Raw genomic sequence first — 23,193 nt, forward strand, 5'->3', positions numbered from 1 at the left:
GAGTTTTGCGATCACTCGGGCGTCATGAGCACAGCAAGCGTTATCTTGATGAACTCCTCGTTCCGATCGATCGTGTCCAGGGCGCCCCGAACATTGTCGGCGACGTCCGCGGATCCGCGCATCTCTACCCAGTTCGAAAGCTCCATGATGGCGGCCTCCAGGGCGAGCTGGTTTTCGTTGATCTTGAATAGCAGGGAAGGGAGTAAGTCTGAGTTTGGCATTGTGCAATCCTCCGTGAAATTTTCAGCGTAGCAGGGGGATTACTGACCTAGGTAGGGAGTTGCGCATGGTCGGCAGGACGCCGGGAGGAAGGTGCATCCACAGCCGATTGCTGCCAGTCACGAAGGGCCGCAGTCGACCCAGGCTGTGTGAAAACGCATGCACCGTTTTGAAGTCTGCGTTGCTACGTAAAATCTGTCGGTGCTTGGATAGTCAGCAGACCTGAAATTTACGTAGGAGCGCGATTTAGGTTGACTGACTTCCTCAGGGCGTGAAGCTGCCTGTCATATAAGGCATCAACCGGCCAAAAACAGTCACTCCCTTGTAGTAACACGCCAATCTGTTACAGATATCAAGATTGGCGATTGGGCTGCTCGGCCTTTTTACCGAAGGTCCCGAGTTCAACCGGATCCTTTGTAGAACAAGCAGATAGACATGCTGGGTGAGGTTCGACCTCGCCTGTACCTATAAACTATGAATTTTCGCTGGCTGACCACGTCGAGGGTAAACATGCGGAGCCTCGATTCTCTCCTTGAGCTTGGCAGCATAATCCTGAGCACTTTTTTCATGCCGAAACTGCACTCGTCGGATGCCAAAACATACAGACCAAAGAGCTTCGCTTTGACTGGATAGATACTCGACCTTCACTGACATGATCATGTCTCCAGGGTGTGATCCAAGGGTTAAAAATGGATTTCAGCGGTCTTGAGTCCCAAGTCTCGAAGTTCGGCGATCAAGTCATCCAGATGCCCGAAAGATTCGACCTCCTCGTTGTCATCAACCAAGAAGTAACTTCTCCCGGCGTCCTTCTTGAAGAACACAATCCACTCCTTGGGGTTGGTCGGGTTTGCGATCACATGGGTGTCAAAGGTCACGCCTTCGGCATGTTTGCTTTTTACAGCTTTACGATTCATGTCAGTCACCACGCTACACGCGCTCTCGAATTTTCTATTTGCAGTGCGCCCGTTCAGCCCCATGCGAGTCTTCACTATAAACATCTCCAGCCGCACGACGCAGTGGATCAAAGGCTTTTCAATTATCACTGCATGTTAATATTATGCACATACACCCACTGAGGAGCTAGCCATGATTGCGATAGGGGAGGCATGGAAGGCGGGCCTGTTGGGTCGAGAACACTGGCTCCGCAATATGGTGTCTGGTGTGATAGTCGGAGTCGTGGCGCTCCCCCTGGCAATGGCTTTTGCCATTGCATCTGGCGTCAAGCCTGAGCAAGGCATCTACACCGCGATCATCGGCGGCCTGCTGGTTTCGCTCTTTGGGGGAAGCCGCTTGCAGATTGCCGGACCGACAGGTGCGTTCATCGTGATTCTGGCGGGAGTCACGGCCAAGCATGGTGTTGACGGTCTGCAAATCGCCACGATGATGGCGGGTGCCATGTTGTTATTACTGGGGATGGCCCGGCTCGGTGCAATTATTAAGTTTATCCCCGATCCGGTGATCGTCGGATTCACCGCTGGTATCGGCGTGATCATCTGGGTCGGACAATGGAGAGACTTTTTCGGTTTACCGACGATCAGTGGAGAGCACTTCCACGAAAAGCTCTGGCATTTGCTACAGGCGCTCCCGGATCTTCATATGGCCACCACCCTGCTGGCCGTACTTAGTCTTTTCTTGGTAATCACCGCTTCCAAAATTCCCGGACTCAAACGGGTACCAGGGCCGTTAGTCGCGATGGCGGTAGCTACGGCGATACAGTCAACCTTTCATTTCGAGGGGGTAGCCACGATTGGCAGCGCATTTGGTGGCATACCTCAAGGTCTTCCAGCGTTTAGCCTGCCTGAAATCACGCTGTCGCGCGTCATCGATTTGATTGGTCCGGCTTTCACTATCGCCATGCTTGGAGCTATCGAATCGCTGCTGTCCGCAATGGTGGCCGATGGCATGGCGGGCACTAAGCATGATTCCAATCAGGAACTGATCGGTCAGGGGGTGGCTAATCTGGTCACGCCATTGTTTGGCGGCTTCGCAGCTACCGGAGCCATTGCCCGTACTGCAACCAATATCCGTAACGGCGGCACAAGCCCGCTGGCCGGCATTACGCACGCGGTCACCTTGGTGCTTATTATTATGTTTCTGGCACCTCTAGCCTCAAACATCCCACTGTGCGCCCTGGCCGCCATTCTTTTCGTGGTCGCGTACAACATGAGCGAGTTGAAACACTTCAAGCGCATGGTCCAGCGAGCCCCACGCGCAGACGTGTCTATCCTGCTCATCACCTTCAGCCTCACAGTGTTCAGTGACTTGGTGATCGCCGTGAATATCGGCGTCATTCTCGCGATGCTGCACTTCATGCGCCGCATGGCCTCATCTGTGGAGGTGCAGCAGATAGTCGAGCACGAACTTGAAGAAGAGTTGAGGGCCAATGGCCATGCTCACTTGCCGCCAGGGATACTGATTTATACGATTGAAGGGCCACTGTTCTTTGGTGCGGCTGAGACCTTCGAGCGTGTGTTAGCACAGACCCATACCGACCCACGTCTGTTGATTATCCGTCTGAAGCGCGTACCGTTTATGGATATCACGGGCTTGCAAGCGTTGGAGGAGGTCATTCAGCAGCTGCACAAGCGGAATATCGTGGTGAAACTCTGCGAAGCGAACACGAAGGTGCTCAACAAGCTCGATAGGGTGGGTATCCTGCAAGAAATTGGCCCGGAGCATTACCACGCAGTCTTCAACACCGCGCTGGCTAAAGCTGTCAGTCACGTAGAGGGTACGTCGACCCTCTAGAGACTAACTGCCAGTGTTGGGTTATGACTTGGTACTGGCGGCATGCTTGCTCTTGGTCGAATAGCTGGCGCCGTGAGTGTCCAGGTAGTCACGAATCAGTTGGCGGACAACCTGCGAAGACGTCAGGTCTTGTGCTGCACAGAGTTCCTCGAAAGCTTTTTTCTTGACGGGATCAATGAGCACAGTGAGGCGCGCAGTCTTACTTTCCATGGGGTATTCAATCGCTCAAGTCGCTGGATGTTAATCAAATTGTAATTGCCTTGTTCTGTGCTGTCACTGTACAGGCGGCTTGCTGCTCGGTACCTCGACTTTACTCACAAGAAAAGATTTGGTTCTCACGGTGGGTGATGAGCCGGATCTGCTTCGACTCAGCATGGATAATCCCCACCCGCGAGGAAGGGAGCAGATTCATTCTAAGCTGGCCGCCTGCCTGCAACGGGTCGACTGTGATCAGTCATGAGCGACCGGAAATGGCCGATTACTGCCTGTCGCAGAAGGGCTGCAATTCAACTGTGGATTCAATTGGCCGATGCAACAGATTGGCTAAATCGTTCAGCGACCCTCCACGCATGCGTGTTTGGAGCCGGATGGCTCGGCGCCCGCCGATGCCGGCATATTCCCAAAAAGGTGGTTCACTCCGTCGGTGCCAACATGAAAATACGGAAAGGTACTCATAAAGAATCTATGGCTCCTACGCTAGATGCTCTGCTCAACGACGGTCGGTTGGCGCGCCTGTTCTCGAAGGATGCTCGCCACTGCGCGTTGCAGCTGTGGATCTTGCAGATTAAATCCGAGCAATTGATTGAAAATCGCGTCGTCTACGGCCGCCTGCTTCCCTACAGCCATTCCAACGACAGTTGGTCCTCCAGTGACGACGATAACTTCCATACCTTCAGGCAAGTCCAGGCGCAGGTCATCCGGCTCAACCTGTACGTCGAAAGCGTTCACTGCGCGGACCTCCTGCGGCAATTGAGCGCCGGCCGGACCGTCGTGGAAGTCAGCCAAGATCTGAACCTCGGGCTTTCGGACCGGCTGAAAACGAAGTTCGGAACGACGTCCCTCGCCGTCGGTGACCTGGTTTACCGTCCCGTCTGCTACCTGCTCAACCGCGACGCGCATGACCAACACTCGCCCTCCAGCCCGCATGGCGGTGCAGGGGCTTTCAGCGCTTCGATTACCCAGACCGAAAAGGGGGCGCTGTTCCGCCTGGGTCAGGACTACGACGTCGCCTTGACAGCATCGGTGATCAAGCACCTCGACGCGGATACAGGCCTGGACTTCGGTGGAGCCGATGCCGCCCGCTTCGGCGACCTTGAGCTGCTGGTCTTTCCTGCGCTGGACGACTTGGAGCGGGGCTTGCTGAGCGTAAGCTGGACCGACGTTCCACGAAACCTGATCGCCCGATTTAATCCGATGCAGGTACCGTACTTCAGCGGCTTCCAGTTCCGCCTGAACATCGCAAACGACGGCCAAATCGTCTACTCGGGCATCGCCTCAGCAGAACGCGATGCGGAAGACGTGTTCGAATGCAGGTTCGAGCTGAACGACCAGTTGCACGCCAGGATCGACAGTACCGAACTGGAAATCTTTGGCTTCCATGGCGACCATTCCCGCGAGAGCACACTATGTTGTCGGTGGCGAATCGGGTACTTTCGGGAAATCCATCTTCAGGGTCATGTGACGGGCCGGGGGGCCGGCCCGGTCAAGTTCGACTGGCTGGAAAGAACTACTCGACCGTCCGTGTCGGCGCGGGTAAAGGCAGCCCTGACGATCACTCGCGGCAATCAGGGGTTCACCAACCGCATTGGCGGGCGCGAAGCGGACCCTTGGGTCCCGGCCAACCACGATCTCGTCTCCCTTTTTGCGCGGCTCCATCCTCCACAGTCGGAGGGACGGTTCTTCCTGCGCTGGGGCCAGGGCGATGGCGAGGGGCGCCTGCAATTTGTGGAGTGGTTCAGGGCGCTGTTGGCCAAGTACCAGCAGCACCAGGTGATCATTTTCGATCCCTATTTCGATGCCGCTGGCTTGGGTCTGGTATTGCTTTGTGCGGCCTCGACTGCCGATTACATCGTCTTCAGGTCCCTGCCAAAGCCCGTCAAGGAAGGTAAACCCCTGCGTCGCAAATCCGACAAGACTGCCCAGGAAGGGATTAACAACCTGCTAGCGAACTGCGAGCAGAGCCGCCACCTACTGGAGCGTATCAAGCTGCGCATCTACGGCCTGAAGGAAGGCCGACTGCATGATCGCTACATCTTGATCATGGCACCGGACAAGTTACCGGTCGCGGGCTTCAACCTGTCCAACTCGCTTCAGGCAGCCGCCCAATACCAACCGTTGCTGGTCACCCCGATCCCTGCGGATGTCCTGCTGAAGGTTGAGCAATACAAGTCTGGGCTGGTACAGGAGGCGGAGGCCGCGCAGTCCATAGGCGAGACCGAGAATCCCTCTATGCGGCTTCTCTTCGACTCCACGGCGTCACCGACGGCACCGCGACGCTATGAACCACTACGCTTCCTTGAGAGGGCACAGGCCGGTGACGTGCTGAGCGTATGGACCGTCGAGCCGTCGCTCCAAGGCTTGAGCGGCGGCCCTTTGAAGGCGCGGATGGCGGCGCTGGGCCAGCTCAATGATGACTCACTCGAGTTGCCCGAGACGGAAGGCTTGCGCAATTGCCTGGACCAGCAGGCAGGCGACTTCGCGGACTACACGGCGACCTGGGAGGTGCTCGGCGAAGTGCTCGCGCATTCCCGCACTGAGGACCATGGCCTTCGCGAGCTCGAATCCGAGCGTGGCTTTCTGGAATTCCTGGCGAGCTTCCTCGAAGCATCGTTCAACCGCGCGCATGACGACGTGGGCAAGGAATTAGCCGTGATGGACGCCCGGTTCTTTCGGGAGCCGCTCGAGGCCCTGCTACACAGCTCTTATCGCCCGCATCACTTATTCCATGCGACAAAGTACGCAGCCCTAACGTGGCCGGAGTACTTCGCCATCAAATTTCTGTGGTGGCATGCCTCAGACGTTCTGCTAGCGATTGCCGAAGCTCAGATGGTCAGCGTGCCAATGGAACCTCAAGAGCCGGACGTGATGCGGCTGTCCCTGTTGAGCCAGATCGTCAGCGAGATTGCGCTGTCGATGCAGTTCGACCTCAGCGAGGTGCAACGGGGTCGCCTCGTTCGCAGCAGCAACGGTCTTCTGCAATGGATGGGGCTGAATGTGATTGAGATGCAGCTGGAACAACCTGGAGGGCTTGCCACAGTGCTGCAGGTGGTTGCCACCTTTACCTATCCGGAGCGAGTGCGTGCCTTGGGCTGGATGGTTCATCACGCGGCAGGCAATCCGACAAAATTCGAAATCTACAAAGGCCTCGTAGCGGCGCTGCATGAGGCGCTGCCTACGACGATTCCCGCGGAAGAGCTGAGGCACTTGGTCGATTCGATGCGCGGGCATATGCGGCAACTGGCTTGGGCCGAGCCGTGGCTGTTCCAAGATGTGGTCTTTCCCTTGTTGCGGAATGACCGAGCCAATACCAATGATGCTTGCGATATCTGGGTTCATGAGCTGGTTGCTTTGCTGGGGCCAGAACTGAAACACCAGTCGCGGCTGTTTGAGCGAGCGCGCCAGGGCCAGACGACCAACATCGCCGCGTTTCTCTTCGCCTACAGCAGCCCCGAGCGACAGCAAGCCAGCCTGAAATCGATGCAGGTGATCCTGAAGCGGCAGCAGCGGATCGTGCAACAGCCCCTCGCCAGCACCTCCGACTGGACACGGTGGAACGATGCCCTGGTAGTCTCGATGTGGATCCTGACCTTTACACGATGGTGCCAGTACTACCTGAGCGAGCGCGGCATGACCAACCGCGAGCTGGAGGAGCTGTCGCGCGGTGCCCGCGAGCTTGCGATGGTTAGGCCGATGGGCGAATGGCGGTCGGAGGGCACCGGCAAGCCGGGCGAGTTCACCGCGTTCCTCGACCAAGCGGAAGAGCTCCTAGCCTCAAGTGACGAGTAGCAAAAAAAAGAGGACGACTTAATTATAGGGCAGACAGTCCGTTTTTGGCCGTTTTCTGACCTTCGCTTAGGGGTTGAACTGCCAGGATTTTCCTAGGCGATGAGTGAGTAATTGCATGGTTAGCAAATAGTAATAGCGCGTCGATTCAGTGTGCTGGTTTAGGTGGCGATTCAAAAACCACACAAGGTGTTTTCTTTGCCAAGTCCATGGATTGTCGCGTTGCCAGCGCTCAACGACTGCTGCTTGGATAGTCTTTGCCTGATGAAGGTGGCGTTGGCGTGTGGTATGCGACCCGGTCAGGACGCCTGACAGGAACAGCTCCATATCGAATGCCGTGTTCATGCTCGACCACCAATGTAAGCCGACACCACGTCGATACGGCCGTGTCCGAGTTCATAGCTGATTTGCACTCGGGCCTCCTGATCGAGGCGTCGGTCGAGTTGGTAGCAATGGCCATCGTTGATAGGCGCGGGATGCTGTGTGATTTGCTCATAGCGTTCGCATGCAAAGGCCGCCCGTAATTCATGAAAGCCTTTGAGGTTGTGCTTATGGAGGAGGTCCCGTGTGGGGCGGACGATTTCCCGTTGGAAATCGAGGTAGCTTTCGTTCGGCGCAAGCAGGTTATGGCTGCCGTCGGGTGAGACCTGTTCGGCGAATCTCAGCGCTTCGCGAATATGATCATCCACCCTGATCCAGCGAGGTGCCGAGGCACCTGAACGGCCCCCTTTGGTGCCATCCTGGATGTTGATCTTGCCGTATTGTTCGGCCTCACGTTTTAAGCGCGGTAGGTCGGCCAAAATGGCCTCGCGCAGGCGCATGCCGGTGGCTCGCGCCAACTGAGCGATGGCCGCGGCGCGCGGCATTTGGTGTTCGTAGAGCACGTCGACGATCCGCTTCACGTGTTCGCGGTCTTGGCCTTGCGGCACCGAGAGACGAACACTGGTGCGCCGCATTCCCAGCGCCTTGCTCGGACTCACGATCTTCACATACTGATCACCACGAAGCGCAGCCATGGTCCGGTTCACGCTTGACAACCGGTTTTGCGCGGTGGCGATGCGGATAGCGCCTTGTTCAACTTGCTGACGCAGATGTCCGGCATAGTCCAGCAAGGTCTGCCGATCAATTTTTCGCGCATCGTTAAACCCCGGCCCATCCTCTGACCGACACCAGCGTACAAACGACTGCCACCGATCACTGTGTGCTTTGACGGTCCCGTAATGCCCACTGCCAAACAGAGCTTTCAATGCTTGTGGCCCGGCATAACTCAGTTGCCGTCCATAGCCAAAATTCCGCCCGTCCCGTCTACCGACCAATGCCATAATCAAACTCCTCTCGACGCCAAAACTTTTAAAACCTTCCCCACGTCATCCCGCCATGGATGTTGAGTGTTATCAGGGATCAAGGCCCCTGCGACCTGTGAGGGTTGTCCGCTAACGCGGGACTGGCGGCGCCTTACGACCGGGAGCGTGGGCATCTCATGATCTGGCCTCCTGAGCACTTCCGAAGAAGTGGGCGGGTGGAGGCTGCACTGGCTGACGAGACCAATGCCGCGAGATCCTGAGTCGGGTGAAGGCAGTAATGCGATGACCGGGGCATGCCTGACTGTCAGTCAGGTGCAGTCCATTCCGTGGGCTGCAGCACCATCATCTGCATCGCTGTTGCTGGTGACTTCGGTGTTTGTCACGCCGATTGTCACGAGGGGGAATGCCGCAAAGCCTTGTACGAGTTGGGCTGCAGCAGCGGTAGGAGCGCCCGTCTCTTTCCGGGAGAAAGAGACGGGCGCAGGTTGGCGCAAGGAAATGGCCAAGCGGATAGGTTGCTGCAGGGCAGCTATGAAAGGGGATGAGTTGCCGCAGTGGGCACACTGGTAAAAGTAGGCATCCATCACATCGCTGTGACCGTGCGAGCCGCCGGACGCTAATCGCACTTTGGGAGAACCACCACGGTGTGGCGTAGCCTTAAAGGTTCTGGCTACCTGGGTTGCTGTCAACGACAGCGCTTTGCCCGATCTTTTCTACGCCTGTGGATAATTAGGGTCAAGGCTCGATTTTTCGAGAATTCTGCGGCTGCTAATGAAATTATCCACCGGTGGAAATCCGTGGTTCTCCACAGACAGTTGCATGGGCTTTAGATTTTTTTAAGTGAGGTCCATCCAAGCAGGGCGGCTTTGCAGCCCTGTTTGGATGGACCCGCGTGGAAGGCTGGGCTGTGGAGATCTCACAGGCTTACCAGTGTTGGAATGCGCCACGGTAGTTTTGCAAGGCGATGATGTTGTCGTCGAGCGGGTCGAATTCGTGAGGCATCAAGTGATCACTGAGTCGCCGTTGAGTCTGTCTCGATAGACAACTTTTGGGGGGGATCATCTTTGTGTGCATGGGATGCTGTTAGAGGCTGTGCAGAAGGGCGTGCGAGGAACTGATTAACGCGAGTATCAAATTGATCGCGAAGGTTGGCTGTAATGCCTTCTTTGAGGGCATCGAGATAGTCTGCATACCACTGCATCATGATCCGACGTTGCGGCAGGTATAGGGCTTGGTTGTACTCGCCGGAGATACCGCCCTCGACGTGAGCCAACTGGCTTTCGACATGGTCCTTCAGCCAGCCATGTTCGCGCAGTAGCGTGCTTGCCGTGTGGCGAGTGCCATGGCTGACGAGTCGTCCTTTGTAGCCGATCTTGGCAAACACCAGATTGATCGTGTTTTCACTGATAACTGGCTGCTTTTCGCCATTGCCCGGGAATAGATATCGGCTGCGTCCAGTGCTCTGGTTGAGCTTGATCAGCATAGCGACCAGCTGATGAGGTAGTGGGCTGACGTAATCTCTGCGCATCTTCATGCGGGCGGCTGGGATGGTCCATATCCCTTCCTCGAAATCGATTTCTTCCCATTTTGCATAGCGAACCATGCCGGGGCGGCTGGCGGTTAAAATCGTCATCCATGAAGCTATTCTCGCCGGCAAGCGGCTGGTGGTCTTGCTCAAGGCCCGGAGAAATTCAGGCAGTTCGTTTTCGTGCAGATGTGGGTAGTGCTGAGTGGGAGGCGGAGCTATCGCAATGGCATGGAGTTCGGAGGCTGGATTGTGTTCGCACAGGCCGCGTGCGATTGCTTGACTAAAAATCTGTTTGAGCCAGGTTCGGGTTTTGTCTGCAACGTTAAAGGCGCCCCGTTTTTCGATGCTGGCCTGTAGATTGGCGCAGTCACCTCGGGTGATCGCACTTAACTGCTTCTCACCCAGAGAGGGCAGCAAATCTTTATCGAGGTAGTCGCGGATTTTTTTCAGCGTCGCGGGGCTGCGTCCGGAGTCGGACTTGAACTGATACCAGTATTCCGCCGCGCGTCTGAAGGTGTTGAGTCCCGCTTCTTGCTGCTGCAGCTTGTCATCGCGGCGTTTTGTTCCGGGGTTGGTCCCTTGTTTGAGCAGGCTGCGACACTCTGTCGCCAGTTCACGAGCCTCCTGTAAGGAAACATGCGGGTAGACACCCAGAGACATGCGGGCAGCGCGGCCCTGGAAGCGATAACGGAAGTGCCAATACTTGCTGCCGTTCGGTTTCACCAGCAGGGCAAGCCCCGAACTATCACTCAGGGTGAATGCCTTTTCGGCAGGCTTGGAAGCTTTGATCTGCAAGACGGTCAGTGGCATCTGTGTACATCTCCCGTTCTCGAACTGGATTTGTACTCAAAAATGTACCAAAAAGACGCTGGCTTGCAAGAGATGGGGGTAGAACCCCAGAGACCAAAAAGCCCGCAGTTAGCGGGCTCTAGGGGTGTTGCGTAGACGCTGGTAGTCGTCTATGTACTGCAAATGGTGCCCCGAGGGAGACTCGAACTCCCACTCCTTTCGAAAACGGATTTTGAATCCGCCGCGTCTACCAATTCCGCCATCAGGGCTCAATGGCGGCGAAGTATAGAGATGAGATTACCGTCGGTCAATCAGGTACATAGAGAATTTTCACTATTTCGGCTAGACTTCCGGCCCCTGCTAGACGAACCCCATCATGCGCGTTGCTGACTTTACTTTCGAACTCCCTGATTCGCTGATCGCTCGCCACCCTTTGGCTGAGCGTCGCAACAGTCGCCTGTTGACCCTGGATGGGGTCAGTGGCGCCCTGGCACACCGTCAATTCACTGATTTGCTCGAGCATTTGCGCCCGGGCGATTTGATGGTGTTCAACAATACCCGGGTGATTCCGGCGCGGCTGTTTGGCCAGAAGGCTTCCGGCGGCAAGCTGGAAATCCTGGTGGAGCGGGTGCTCGACAGTCATCGCGTGCTGGCCCATGTGCGGTCCAGCAAGTCGCCGAAGCCGGGTTCGAAGATCCTGATCGACGGCGGTGGCGAGGCTGAAATGCTGGCGCGTCACGATACGTTGTTCGAATTGGGGTTTGCCGAAGAGGTGTTGCCGCTGCTCGATCGTGTCGGGCACATGCCGTTGCCTCCTTATATAGACCGCCCGGATGAAGGCTCGGACCGCGAGCGTTATCAGACGGTGTACGCCGAGCGTTTGGGCGCGGTAGCGGCGCCGACGGCGGGGCTGCATTTCGATCAGCCGCTGATGGAGGCGATTGCCGCCAAGGGCGTCGAGACGGCGTTCGTGACCTTGCACGTGGGCGCTGGCACGTTCCAGCCGGTGCGCGTCGAGAAGATCGAAGACCACCACATGCACAGTGAGTGGCTGGAAGTCGGTCAGGACGTGGTCGATGCAGTCGAAGCCTGCCGCGCTCGCGGTGGTCGCGTGGTGGCCGTGGGGACCACCAGCGTGCGTTCCCTGGAAAGCGCCGCACGCGATGGCGTGCTCAAGCCGTTCAGCGGCGACACCGATATCTTTATCTACCCGGGCCGCCCGTTTCATGTGGTCGATGCCCTGGTCACCAACTTCCATTTGCCCGAATCCACGCTGTTGATGCTGGTTTCGGCGTTCGCCGGTTATCCCGAAGCCATGGCCGCTTATAAAGCCGCCGTCGAGCATGGTTACCGCTTTTTCAGCTACGGTGATGCGATGTTTATCACCCGAAATCCAGCACCACGTGGCCCTGAGGAAACAGAATGAGTCGCCAAAGTCGTATGTCGTTTGAGTTACTTGCTACTGACGGCAAGGCTCGTCGCGGTCGTTTGACCTTCCCGCGCGGTACCGTCGAGACCCCGGCGTTCATGCCGGTGGGCACGTATGGCACGGTCAAGGGCATGTTGCCGCGGGATATCACCGCCACTGGCGCGGAAATCATTCTGGGCAACACCTTCCACTTGTGGCTGCGTCCTGGCACCGAAGTGATCAAGAAGCACGGCGACTTGCACGATTTCATGCAGTGGAAAGGCCCGATTCTGACGGACTCCGGCGGTTTCCAGGTGTTCAGCCTGGGCGCCATGCGCAAGATCAAGGAGGAGGGCGTAACCTTCGCTTCTCCTGTCGACGGCGCCAAAGTGTTCATGGGCCCGGAAGAGTCGATGCAGGTTCAGCGTGATCTGGGCTCGGACATCGTGATGATCTTTGACGAATGCACGCCTTACCCGGCCGACGAAGACGTCGCGCGGGTGTCCATGGAGTTGTCGTTGCGCTGGGCCAAGCGTTCGAAAGAAGCCCATGGCGACAACACGGCGGCGCTGTTCGGCATCGTTCAGGGCGGCATGCACCAAGATTTGCGCATGCGTTCCCTGGAAGGTCTTGATCAAATCGGCTTCGATGGCCTGGCCATCGGCGGTCTGTCGGTGGGCGAGCCGAAACACGAGATGATCAAGGTCCTGGATTACCTGCCAGGTCAGATGCCGGCTGACAAACCTCGTTACCTTATGGGCGTTGGCAAACCGGAAGATCTGGTTGAGGGTGTGCGCCGCGGTGTGGACATGTTCGATTGCGTGATGCCAACCCGTAATGCCCGCAATGGGCATCTGTTTATTGATACAGGCGTGCTGAAGATCCGTAACGCGTTCCATCGCCATGATGATTCGCCGCTGGATCCGACCTGCGATTGCTACACCTGCCAGAACTTCTCCCGTGCTTATCTGCACCATCTGGACAAGTGCGGCGAAATGCTGGGTAGCATGTTGAATACCATCCACAATTTGCGCCATTACCAGGTGCTTATGGCTGGTTTGCGCGAGGCTATTCAACAGGGTACATTGGCCGCCTTTGTCGATGCCTTCTACGCCAAACGCGGGTTACCTGTTCCGCCTTTGGACTGAGTTTTCTGACCCCAAGATTCAACATTTGCAACTGGAGTGCTAAATGAGCTTTTTTATCTCTAATGCCATGGCTGACGCTGCTGCACCTGCGGCAGGCCCAATGGGCGGCGGCTTTGAGTGGATTTTCCTGGTCGGTTTCCTGGTCATCTTCTACCTGATGATCTGGCGTCCACAGGCCAAGCGCGCCAAAGAGCAGAAGAATCTGCTGAGCAGCCTGCAAAAAGGCGACGAAGTTGTGACCACCGGTGGTATCGCCGGCAAGATCACTAAAGTGGCAGACGACTTCGTTGTTCTGGAAGTTTCCGACACCATCGAAATGAAGTTCCAGAAAGGCGCCATCGCCGCCACGCTGCCAAAAGGCACGCTGAAAGCGATCTAAGTTTCAACTTCTACTCAATCGACGGGGCGCGCAAGGCGCCCCGCGTCATAAGCGGGCGGCGTGATGCTGAACAAATACCCTCTGTGGAAATACATTCTGATCCTGGCGGTGCTGGCGGTCGGTCTGATTTATTCCGCTCCCAATCTATATCCTGATGACCCGGCCATTCAGGTCAGCGGTGCAAGCACTGCGCTGCAAGTGACTCAGGCTGATCTGGATCGTGTGGGCACAGCGCTCAAGGAATCCGGGATCAACGTCAAGGCTGCCACCCTGGCAGCAAACGGCAAGGGCGGTTTGATTCGTCTGACCAAGGCTGAAGATCAGCTGCCTGCCAAAGACGTCGTGCGCAAGGCATTGGGTGATGACTACGTCGTTGCACTGAACCTGGCACAAACCACCCCGCAATGGTTGCGCAGCCTGGCCGCGCACCCGATGAAGCTGGGTCTGGACTTGTCCGGTGGTGTGCACTTCCTGCTGGAAGTGGACATGGACAAAGCGCTCGATGCGCGCCTGAAAGTCTACGAAGGCGACGTTAAGAGCTTGTTGCGCAAAGAGCGTCTGCGCTACCGCAGCCTGCCGCAACTCAACGGTGCCATTCAGCTGGGCTTCACTGATGAAGCAACCCGCGAACAAGCCCGTACGCTGATCCGCAAGAGCTTCAACGATTTCGACATTGTTCCGGCCGACCTCAATGGCCAACCGGTACTGCGTCTGGCGATGACCCCGGCCAAGCTGGCGGAAATCCGTGAATACTCCATCAAGCAGAACTTGACCACGGTACGTAACCGCGTCAACGAGCTGGGTGTTGCCGAACCAATCGTTCAGCGTCAGGGCGCCAACCGCATCGTGGTTGAGCTGCCGGGCGTGCAGGACACTGCAGAAGCCAAGCGTATCCTCGGCAAGACGGCCAACCTTGAGTTCCGTCTGGCTGCTGAGCCTGGCGCTTCGAAAGCGACTTCCGAAACCTTCGAATTCCGTGAGGGCAAACGTCCGCCGGCGCAGATCGAGCGTGGCCTGATCATCACCGGTGACCAGGTCACTGACGCCAAGGCTGGCTTCGGCGAGCACGGCACGCCAGAAGTGAACATCCGTCTGGATGGCCACGGTGGCGAGCTGATGAGTCGTGCGACTCGCAGCAACGTCGGTCGCAGCATGGCAGTGATCTTTATCGAACAACGTCCGGTGACCACTTACGTCAAGCAAGTGGTTAACGGCGTCGAGAAAGACGTGCCGGTTCAGACGTTCAAGGAAGAGAAGAAGATCATCAGTCTGGCGACCATTCAGTCGCCGTTGGGTGCTCAGTTCCGCATCACTGGCCTGAACGGCCAGGGCGAGTCGTCCGAACTGGCACTGCTGCTGCGTGCCGGTGGTCTGGCTGCACCGATGTACTTCGCTGAAGAGCGCACCATTGGCCCAAGCCTGGGTGCCGACAACATCACCAAAGGTATCGATGCATCGCTGTGGGGCATGCTGTTTGTCTCGCTGTTCATCATGGCCATCTACCGCTTTTTCGGCATCATCGCCACCGTCGCGCTGGCGGTGAACATGGTGCTGCTGCTGGCCTTGATGTCGCTGCTGGGTGCAACGCTGACCCTGCCGGGTATCGCCGGTATCGTATTGACCATGGGTATGGCGGTCGACGCCAACGTTCTGATCTTCTCGCGGATTCGTGAAGAGATTGCGGCGGGCATGACCGTGCAGCGGGCAATCAACGAAGGCTTCGGCCGGGCATTTACCGCGATTCTCGACGCCAACCTGACAACCTTGTTGGTCGGCGGGATTCTCTTTGCGATGGGCACGGGCCCGGTCAAAGGTTTCGCCGTGACCATGTCCCTCGGGATCTTTACCTCGATGTTCACGGCCATCATGGTGACCCGCGCGATGGTCAACCTGATCTTCGGCGGTCGTGACTTCAAGAAGTTGTGGATTTAAGGGGCTGCCATGTTACGTACAATCAACTTCATGGGCGTTCGCAACTTCGCGTTCGGCGTCACATTGTTCCTTACCGCACTGGCGTTGTTCAGTGTTGCCACCAAGGGCATGAACTGGGGGCTGGACTTCACCGGCGGTACGCTCATCGAGCTGACCTACGAGCGTCCGGCCGACGTCACCAAAGTGCGTGAGCAGCTGACTACAGCGGGTTATCACGAGGCGATCGTACAGAGCTTCGGTGCGACTACCGATTTGCTGGTGCGTATGCCAGGTGAAGACCCGCAGCTGGGTCACCAGGTGGCCGAGGCCTTGCAGAAGGTCGGTGGCGACAACCCGGCGGTGGTCAAGCGCGTCGAATTCGTCGGCCCTCAGGTCGGTGAAGAGCTGCGCGACCAAGGCGGCCTCGGCATGCTGATGGCGTTGGGCGGCATCCTGATCTACCTGGCTTTCCGCTTTCAGTGGAAGTTCGCGATCGGTGCCATCGTTTCGTTGATTCACGACGTGATCGTGACCGTCGGTATCCTGTCGTTCTTCCAGGTCACCTTCGACCTGACGGTGCTGGCGGCGGTACTGGCAATCATTGGTTACTCGCTCAACGACACCATCGTGGTATTCGACCGGGTTCGTGAGAACTTCCGTGTGCTGCGCAAGGCGTCCTTGATCGAGAACATCAACATCTCGACCACGCAAACCCTGCTGCGGACCATGGCAACGTCGATCTCCACTTTGCTGGCGATCGCGGCCCTGCTGTTCTTCGGTGGCGACAACCTGTTCGGCTTCTCCATCGCGCTGTTTATCGGCGTGTTGGCGGGTACGTACTCGTCGATCTACATCGCCAACGTCGTGCTGATCTGGCTGAACCTGAGCACTGAGGATTTGATTCCTGCAGTGGCTACCGATAAGGAAGTCGACGACCGCCCATAACGGTTATCGTTTTTCCAGCTGTCGGCCGAAAAGGCGCGAGTGTTGAACTCGCGCCTTTTTTTATGCTCCAAGGCTGGGAGAGGCGCGGGCATGTCCCGCATGTGATGGTCAGGAGGTTCATGTGAACAAGTCGATGCTGGTTGGTGCAGTATTGGGTGCTGTTGGTGTGACGGCCGGGGGTGCTGTTGCCACCTACAGCCTGGTTAAAAAAAGCGGCCCTGAGTATGCGCAAGTTCTGGCCGTTGAACCGGTCAAGACACAAATCAAGACGCCACGTGAAGTATGCAAGGACGTTGCAGTAACCCGGCAAGCGCCGGTGAAAGATCAGCACCAGATCGCCGGTACTGTGGTCGGTGCGTTGGCGGGTGGTCTGCTGGGTAATCAGATCGGCGGCGGCACCGGCAAGAAAATTGCTACGGTCGCAGGCGCTGTCGGTGGTGGTTACGCTGGCAACAAGGTTCAGGAAGGCATGCAGGAGCGTGATACCTACACCACGACTCAAACGCGCTGCAATACTGTGAATGACATCAGTGACAAGGTCGTAGGTTACGACGTCCGCTATTCGCTGGACGGCAAAGAAGGCAAAGTGCGGATGGGTCGCGATCCGGGCAACCAGATCCCGGTCGACAAGGAAGGCAAGCTGATCCTGGGGCAGAACGCACCGGCTCAGTAAATAGCTGAAATTCAGATTCAAAAAGAAGCACCCGGTGGGGTGCTTTTTTTGTGCGCGGGCTCTATGCGCCACCCTCAATTCCCTGTGGGAGCGAGCCTGCTCGCGCAAGCGTCGTCACATCCAGCAATGGTGGTGGCTGATACACCGCTTTCGCGAGCAGGCTCGCTCCCACAGTTGATCGGTGGTGTTGTTGGACTCAAATTCCAGGCATAAAAAAAGCACCCCGAAGGGTGCTTTTTTTGTCGCTGCGAGCTTAGCGTTTCAGCGAAGCCGGCAGGTGCGGCTGGATGGCCGTCAGTACTGCTTTGAAGCATTTGGTGTTACCGGCAACGACGTGGCCTTTCTCAAGGAAGTCGTGACCGCCGGTGAAGTCGCTCACCAGGCCGCCTGCTTCCTGGATCAGCAGGGCGCCTGCAGCCATGTCCCACTCGGACAGGCCTGACTCCCAGAACGCGTCGAAACGGCCGGCCGCTACGTAAGCCAGGTCCAGGCTCGCCGAGCCGGCGCGGCGGATGCCGGCGGTCTGGCCAACCAGGGCGCGGAACATGCCCAGGTAGTTGTCGAGGTTGTCCATCTGGTCATCGCGGAACGGGAAGCCGGTACCCAGCAGGGCGCCGTCCAGGCTGGTGCGGCCGCTGACGCGCAGACGACGACCGTTCAGTTGTGCGCCGCGACCACGGCTGGCAGTGAATTCTTCCTGGCGAACCGGGTCCAGAACAACAGCGTGTTCCAGGCGACCGCGGTATTTGCAGGCGATGCTGACAGCGAAGTGAGGAATGCCGCGCAGGAAGTTGGTGGTGCCGTCCAGTGGGTCGATGATCCACAGGTATTCTTCGCCTTCGATACCGCTACCGGCGTGCATGCCGGTTTCTTCACCCATGATCGAGTGATTCGGGTAGGCCTTGCGCAGCGCATCAATGATTTTCTGTTCGGCGGCGCGATCCACCTCGGATACGTAATCCTTGGCGTCTTTTTCGTCGACCTTGATGGTATCCAGGCGCTCGATGGAGCGGAAGATCAATTCACTGGCGCTGCGGGCGGCGCGCAGCGCGATATTCAGCATGGGCTGCATGGATGTGTCACCTAAGGTTGTTAAAGAAAGCCGGGCATTCTATCAGAAAGTTTCTACAGGTGAAGGTCAGTGTTCGCTTTCATAGCTTAACGGTAGGTTGAGCTGTAAGATTCTGCTCCCCATTAAAGTGTTCGAGAGCGCCTCCCTTGCTGCAAAACATTCGTGTCGTCCTGGTCAATACCAGCCATCCCGGGAATATCGGCGGGGCTGCGCGTGCCATGAAGAACATGGGCCTGTCGCGGCTGGTGCTGGTCGAACCGCGGTTGTTCCCGCACCACGAGGCTGATGCTCGTGCTTCCGGTGCCGGTGACATCCTTGAAAACGCGCAAGTCGTCGCCACCTTGGAAGATGCCTTGGTCGGCTGCAATCTAGTGCTCGGCACCAGTGCCCGTGACCGTCGCATTCCCTGGCCGTTGCTCGATCCCCGCGAATGCGGTGTGAGAGTGGTCGAGGAAGCCGGGCAGGGCGCCGAGATCGCCTTGGTGTTTGGTCGTGAAGATTCCGGCCTGACCAATGAAGAGCTGCAGCGATGTCATTATCACGTGCACATCCCATCAGACCCTGAATTCAGTTCGCTGAACCTTGGGGCAGCGGTGCAGGTGTTGAGTTATGAAGTGCGTATGTCCTGGCTCGCGGCCCAAGGTCAGCCGAGCAAGGTCGAGAAGGATGAAGTGGCGTCCACCAAAAGTGGTGAGCTGGCGACCATGGATGAGCTGGAACGATTCTATGAGCACCTGGAACAAACCCTGGTGGCCATTGAATTCCTCGATCCGGAAAAGCCACGGCACTTGATGGCGCGCCTGCGCCGGTTATACGGACGCAGCTCGGTCAGCCGGGCGGAAATGAATATATTGCGTGGCATCCTCACGGAAACCCAGAAGGCGGCCCGTGGCGAGCTTCTTAAGCGGAAGGATTAAAAATGTTCGAGCGTTTGCGTGAAGATATCCAGAGTGTTTTCCATCGTGATCCGGCAGCGCGCAACGCCTTTGAAGTTCTGACGTGCTACCCGGGCATGCACGCCATCTGGATCCACCGCTTGTCGTCGGCCCTGTGGGGCATGGGCTGGAAGTGGCTGGCGCGACTGGTGTCGAACTTTGGTCGCTGGTTGACCGGGATCGAGATTCATCCGGGTGCCAAGGTCGGTCGTCGCTTCTTTATCGACCATGGCATGGGCATCGTCATCGGTGAAACCGCCGAGATCGGCAACGACGTCACCCTTTATCAGGGTGTGACCCTGGGCGGCACCAGCTGGAACAAGGGCAAGCGTCACCCGACTCTTGAAGATGGCGTAGTGGTCGGGGCGGGGGCCAAGGTGCTGGGGCCGTTTACCGTTGGTGCAGGGGCCAAGGTTGGTTCCAATGCTGTGGTGACCAAGGCTGTTCCGGCCGGTGCCACGGTGGTCGGGATTCCGGGGCGGATCATCGTCAAATCCGACGATGAGCAAGATGCCAAGCGCAAGGCTATGGCCGAGAAAATCGGCTTTGATGCCTACGGTGTCGGCGAAGACATGCCTGATCCGGTGGCGCGCGCCATTGGTCAGCTGCTCGATCACCTGCAGGCGGTCGACGGCCGTCTGGAAGGTATGTGCGGTGCGTTGAAGGATCTGGGCAGTAACTACTGTGCGAAAGACTTGCCTGAGCTGCGCGAAGAAGACTTCGCCTGCGTGAAGGACAAGGATCAGAGTCAGGCCAGTTAAACCGAGTCGACTTCCTTCGCGAGCAGGCTCGCTCCCACAGGGGAATGCGTTTCAAGTGTGGGAGCGAGCCTGCTCGCGAAGAACGATAACGCGCAATTACTGGCTGTAACCGGCCAGCCTTTGCTATGATGCGCGCGCTCTTTTGCGGGTAATCCTGACTAAAGTACTAGGTCTTATAGTTGACTTAAATACTCGGGAATTGCATACTCGCCCCATTCCGAACTCCGTGGTAATTGTCCATGCGACTGACTACAAAAGGCCGATACGCCGTAACCGCCATGCTTGACCTGGCGTTGCACGCGCAGCACGGGCCGGTGTCCCTGGCCGATATCTCCGAGCGCCAAGGCATCTCCCTGTCCTACCTCGAACAGCTCTTCGCCAAATTGCGCCGCAGCAATCTGGTGTCCAGCGTCCGTGGTCCGGGCGGTGGCTACCAATTGTCCCGCGACATGCAGGGCATCCAGGTCGCCCAGGTGATCGATGCGGTGAACGAATCGGTCGATGCCACCAAATGCCAGGGCCAAGGTGATTGCCATCAAGGCGACACCTGTCTGACCCACCACTTGTGGTGCGATCTGAGCCTGCAGATTCACGAATTTCTCAGCGGTATCAGCTTGGCTGACCTTGTCACTCGCCGTGAGGTACAAGAAGTAGCCCAGCGTCAGGATCAGCGCCGTTGCAACAGCAAAGCGCCACACCTGGACAAGATTGAAGCGTCCGCCGTCGAATGACAGCCAAAGAGCTAGCGGCACGCCAGCCAGCCTGATTTAGGAGATAGTCCATGAAATTGCCGATTTACCTTGATTACTCTGCGACCACCCCGGTTGATCCGCGTGTAGCGCAAAAGATGAGTGAATGCCTGCTGGTTGACGGAAACTTCGGTAACCCGGCGTCCCGTTCCCACGTGTTCGGCTGGAAAGCTGAAGAGTCCGTCGAAAACGCTCGTCGTCAGGTCGCTGACCTGGTCAACGCCGACCCGCGTGAAATCGTCTGGACCTCCGGTGCCACCGAGTCCGACAACCTGGCAATCAAGGGTGCGGCGCATTTCTATGCCACCAAAGGCAAACACCTGATCACCACCAAGATTGAGCACAAGGCTGTCCTGGACACCATGCGCCAACTGGAGCGTGAAGGCTTCGAAGTCACCTACATCGAGCCTCGCACTGATGGTCTGGTCACCCCAGAGATGATCGAAGCTGCCCTGCGCGACGACACCATCCTGGTTTCGGTCATGCACGTGAACAACGAAATCGGCACCATCAACGACATCGCAGCCATCGGCGAACTGACCCGTTCCAAGGGCATTCTGTTCCACGTCGACGCTGCTCAGTCCACCGGCAAGGTCGATATCGACCTGTCGAAGCTGAAAGTCGACATGATGTCGTTCTCTGCCCACAAAACCTACGGCCCTAAAGGCATCGGCGCACTGTACGTGAGCCGCAAGCCGCGTGTTCGCATCGAAGCGACCATGCACGGCGGCGGTCACGAACGCGGTATGCGTTCCGGCACTCTGGCGACCCACCAGATCGTCGGCATGGGTGAAGCCTTCCGCGTAGCCAAGGAAGACATGGCTGCCGAGAACGTGCGCATCAAAGCCCTGAGCGACCGCTTCTTCAAACAGGTCGAAGGCCTGGAAGAGCTGTACATCAACGGCAGCATGACCGCCCGCGTACCGCACAATCTGAACCTGAGCTTCAACTATGTTGAAGGCGAGTCGCTGATCATGGCGCTCAAGGATCTGGCGGTTTCGTCCGGTTCGGCCTGCACCTCGGCATCACTTGAGCCTTCGTATGTACTGCGCGCCCTGGGCCGCAACGACGAACTGGCCCATAGCTCGATTCGCTTCACCTTCGGCCGTTTCACCACCGAAGAAGAAATCGACTACGCCGCGCAGAAAGTTTGCGAGGCCGTTACCAAGCTGCGCACTCTGTCGCCGCTGTGGGACATGTACAAAGACGGTGTCGACATTTCGAAAATCGAGTGGGCGGCACACTGATTTCAAGTCGCCGCAAACCGGCCCTGTAAGACGCAGGTTTTCAGGGCTTAAGAGCGACTCTCTGATGAGTGAGGATTAAGAATCATGGCTTACAGCGAAAAGGTCATCGACCACTACGAGAACCCGCGCAACGTCGGCAAGATGGACGCGGAAGACCCTGATGTCGGCACTGGCATGGTCGGCGCTCCGGCTTGCGGCGACGTAATGCGTCTGCAAATCAAGGTCAACGAGCAAGGCATCATCGAAGACGCCAAGTTCAAGACTTACGGTTGCGGTTCGGCTATCGCCTCCAGCTCCCTGGCGACCGAGTGGATGAAAGGCAAGACTCTGGATGAAGCAGAGACCATCAAAAACACTCAGCTGGCTGAAGAACTGGCTCTGCCGCCAGTAAAAATTCACTGCTCCGTACTTGCTGAAGACGCTATCAAAGCGGCCGTTCGCGACTACAAGCAGAAGAAAGGCTTGATCTGACTTTCAAGATTTGGCGACGAGTAAGGAGTCACCGATGGCTATCAGCATGACAGAAGCGGCTGCTCAACACGTGCGACGCTCCCTCAACGGGCGCGGCAAAGGTGAAGGGATTCGTCTGGGTGTTCGCACCACGGGCTGTTCCGGCCTTGCCTACGTGCTGGAGTTTGTCGACGAGGTGGTTGCAGAGGATCAGGTGTTCGAAAGTCACGGCGAGAAAGTGATCATCGACCCGAAAAGCCTGGCCTACCTAGACGGCACCGAACTCGATTTCGTCAAGGAAGGGTTGAACGAAGGCTTCAAGTTCAACAACCCTAACGTGCGCGGTGAATGTGGCTGCGGCGAAAGCTTCAACATCTGAGGCTGCGCGTGGGTACTCCTTGTCATTTCGCTTTATTTGAGCTGAAACCGAGCTTCCGTCTGGATCTCGATCAGTTGGCCACGCGCTACCGTGAGTTGGCGCGCGGTGTTCATCCGGACCGCTTTGCTGACGCTTCCGAGCGTGAGCAGCGGCTGGCGCTAGAGCAATCCGCGAGCCTCAACGAGGCCTACCAGACGCTCAAAAGTCCTCCAAAGCGCGCGCGTTACTTGCTCGCCATGGGCGGTCGCGAGCTGCCGCTGGAGGTCACGGTGCATGATCCGGAGTTTCTTCTGCAGCAGATGGAGCTGCGTGAAGAGCTCGAAGACCTGCAAGACAGCGCCGACCTGGCGGGTGTTGCAGTGTTCAAGCGTCGCCTGAAGACTGCGCAGGATGAACTGAACGAAAGCTTCGCAGCCTGTTGGGATGATGCAGTGCAACGTGAGCAGGCCGAACGCCTGATGCGGCGCATGCAGTTCCTCGACAAGCTCACCTACGAAGTGCGCCAGTTAGAAGAGCGCCTCGACGATTAACCCAGTGCCGCTCCGG

The 23,193-nt window shown here is 57.4% G+C and carries 22 protein-coding genes and 1 tRNA gene; 15 read left to right on the forward strand and 8 right to left on the reverse strand.

The window, feature by feature from the left end:
• Positions 1-11: 11 nt before the first annotated feature.
• Positions 12-221, reverse strand: coding sequence for a hypothetical protein (locus ACYZTW_RS06015; RefSeq protein ID WP_034100465.1), 210 nt, complete (start codon positions 219-221; stop codon positions 12-14).
• Positions 222-902: 681 nt separating this feature from the next.
• On the reverse strand, positions 903-1,133 hold the full coding sequence (locus ACYZTW_RS06020) for a hypothetical protein (protein WP_032828974.1): 231 nt from the start codon (positions 1,131-1,133) through the stop codon (positions 903-905).
• 172 nt (positions 1,134-1,305) lie between these two features.
• Here ACYZTW_RS06020 and ACYZTW_RS06025 point away from each other — a divergent pair, with 172 nt between their 5' ends.
• Complete coding sequence (locus ACYZTW_RS06025; protein ID WP_462004140.1) at positions 1,306-2,967, forward strand: SulP family inorganic anion transporter; 1,662 nt, start codon at positions 1,306-1,308, stop codon at positions 2,965-2,967.
• A gap of 21 nt (positions 2,968-2,988) precedes the next feature.
• Here the strand turns inward: ACYZTW_RS06025 and ACYZTW_RS06030 are convergent, their stop codons facing one another.
• A complete protein-coding gene (locus ACYZTW_RS06030; RefSeq protein ID WP_095077032.1) occupies positions 2,989-3,177 on the reverse strand; it encodes a ribbon-helix-helix protein, CopG family in 189 nt (62 codons plus the stop codon).
• A gap of 441 nt (positions 3,178-3,618) precedes the next feature.
• Between ACYZTW_RS06030 and ACYZTW_RS06035 the strand changes: the two genes are divergently transcribed.
• Positions 3,619-6,972 (forward strand): VPA1262 family protein, encoded by a 3,354-nt coding sequence (locus ACYZTW_RS06035; RefSeq protein ID WP_462004141.1) that lies wholly within the window; start codon positions 3,619-3,621, stop codon positions 6,970-6,972.
• Positions 6,973-7,038: 66 nt separating this feature from the next.
• Here the strand turns inward: ACYZTW_RS06035 and ACYZTW_RS06040 are convergent, their stop codons facing one another.
• From ACYZTW_RS06040 to ACYZTW_RS06055, 4 genes are all read right to left on the reverse strand, one after another.
• On the reverse strand, positions 7,039-7,314 hold the full coding sequence (locus ACYZTW_RS06040) for a hypothetical protein (RefSeq protein WP_462004142.1): 276 nt from the start codon (positions 7,312-7,314) through the stop codon (positions 7,039-7,041).
• Entirely contained in the window at positions 7,311-8,291 is a 981-nt protein-coding gene (locus tag ACYZTW_RS06045) for an integrase domain-containing protein (protein ID WP_462004143.1), read from the reverse strand. Before ACYZTW_RS06045 ends, ACYZTW_RS06040 begins: the two co-directional genes overlap by 4 nt.
• 991 nt (positions 8,292-9,282) lie before the next feature.
• Positions 9,283-10,611, reverse strand: coding sequence for a tyrosine-type recombinase/integrase (locus ACYZTW_RS06050; protein ID WP_462004144.1), 1,329 nt, complete (start codon positions 10,609-10,611; stop codon positions 9,283-9,285).
• A gap of 163 nt (positions 10,612-10,774) precedes the next feature.
• Positions 10,775-10,859, reverse strand: a tRNA-Leu gene (locus ACYZTW_RS06055).
• 107 nt (positions 10,860-10,966) lie between these two features.
• Between ACYZTW_RS06055 and queA the strand changes: the two genes are divergently transcribed.
• The 6 genes from queA to ACYZTW_RS06085 all read left to right on the forward strand — a co-directional run bounded on the left by queA (position 10,967) and on the right by ACYZTW_RS06085 (position 17,054).
• Positions 10,967-12,016: a tRNA preQ1(34) S-adenosylmethionine ribosyltransferase-isomerase QueA gene (gene queA / locus ACYZTW_RS06060; RefSeq protein ID WP_462004145.1), complete on the forward strand. Its 1,050-nt coding sequence runs from the start codon at positions 10,967-10,969 to the stop codon at positions 12,014-12,016.
• Positions 12,017-12,030: 14 nt separating this feature from the next.
• Entirely contained in the window at positions 12,031-13,146 is a 1,116-nt protein-coding gene (tgt, locus tag ACYZTW_RS06065; RefSeq protein ID WP_128870527.1) for a tRNA guanosine(34) transglycosylase Tgt, read from the forward strand.
• A 43-nt stretch (positions 13,147-13,189) separates the two neighbouring features.
• Positions 13,190-13,525 (forward strand): preprotein translocase subunit YajC, encoded by a 336-nt coding sequence (yajC, locus tag ACYZTW_RS06070; protein ID WP_008147715.1) that lies wholly within the window; start codon positions 13,190-13,192, stop codon positions 13,523-13,525.
• 63 nt (positions 13,526-13,588) lie between these two features.
• Positions 13,589-15,457, forward strand: coding sequence for a protein translocase subunit SecD (gene secD / locus ACYZTW_RS06075; protein ID WP_462004146.1), 1,869 nt, complete (start codon positions 13,589-13,591; stop codon positions 15,455-15,457).
• Positions 15,458-15,466: 9 nt separating this feature from the next.
• A complete protein-coding gene (gene secF / locus ACYZTW_RS06080) occupies positions 15,467-16,381 on the forward strand; it encodes a protein translocase subunit SecF (RefSeq protein WP_462004147.1) in 915 nt (304 codons plus the stop codon).
• Positions 16,382-16,502: 121 nt separating this feature from the next.
• Positions 16,503-17,054 (forward strand): glycine zipper 2TM domain-containing protein, encoded by a 552-nt coding sequence (locus tag ACYZTW_RS06085; protein ID WP_462004148.1) that lies wholly within the window; start codon positions 16,503-16,505, stop codon positions 17,052-17,054.
• 253 nt (positions 17,055-17,307) lie between these two features.
• On the opposite strand, the gene suhB is transcribed toward ACYZTW_RS06085, so the two are convergent.
• Positions 17,308-18,126, reverse strand: a complete 819-nt coding sequence (gene suhB, locus ACYZTW_RS06090; protein ID WP_085709393.1) for a type III secretion system regulator SuhB — start codon at positions 18,124-18,126, stop codon at positions 17,308-17,310.
• Positions 18,127-18,272: 146 nt separating this feature from the next.
• On the opposite strand from suhB, the gene trmJ reads away from it, so the two are divergent.
• From trmJ to hscB, 7 genes are all read left to right on the forward strand, one after another.
• Positions 18,273-19,043 (forward strand): tRNA (cytosine(32)/uridine(32)-2'-O)-methyltransferase TrmJ, encoded by a 771-nt coding sequence (gene trmJ / locus ACYZTW_RS06095; RefSeq protein WP_462004149.1) that lies wholly within the window; start codon positions 18,273-18,275, stop codon positions 19,041-19,043.
• Positions 19,044-19,045: 2 nt separating this feature from the next.
• Positions 19,046-19,822, forward strand: a complete 777-nt coding sequence (gene cysE, locus ACYZTW_RS06100; protein WP_134417297.1) for a serine O-acetyltransferase — start codon at positions 19,046-19,048, stop codon at positions 19,820-19,822.
• Between the two features lie 239 nt (positions 19,823-20,061).
• Positions 20,062-20,553, forward strand: a complete 492-nt coding sequence (iscR, locus tag ACYZTW_RS06105; RefSeq protein WP_282481867.1) for a Fe-S cluster assembly transcriptional regulator IscR — start codon at positions 20,062-20,064, stop codon at positions 20,551-20,553.
• Between the two features lie 50 nt (positions 20,554-20,603).
• Positions 20,604-21,818, forward strand: a complete 1,215-nt coding sequence (locus ACYZTW_RS06110; RefSeq protein ID WP_462004150.1) for an IscS subfamily cysteine desulfurase — start codon at positions 20,604-20,606, stop codon at positions 21,816-21,818.
• Positions 21,819-21,902: 84 nt separating this feature from the next.
• A complete protein-coding gene (iscU, locus tag ACYZTW_RS06115) occupies positions 21,903-22,289 on the forward strand; it encodes a Fe-S cluster assembly scaffold IscU (RefSeq protein WP_003443374.1) in 387 nt (128 codons plus the stop codon).
• Positions 22,290-22,323: 34 nt separating this feature from the next.
• A complete protein-coding gene (gene iscA / locus ACYZTW_RS06120; RefSeq protein WP_007903589.1) occupies positions 22,324-22,647 on the forward strand; it encodes an iron-sulfur cluster assembly protein IscA in 324 nt (107 codons plus the stop codon).
• A gap of 8 nt (positions 22,648-22,655) precedes the next feature.
• Positions 22,656-23,177, forward strand: a complete 522-nt coding sequence (gene hscB / locus ACYZTW_RS06125) for a co-chaperone HscB (protein ID WP_462004151.1) — start codon at positions 22,656-22,658, stop codon at positions 23,175-23,177.
• Positions 23,178-23,193 lie beyond the last annotated feature (16 nt).

The organism is Pseudomonas sp. LB3P25 (genome assembly GCF_054897985.1).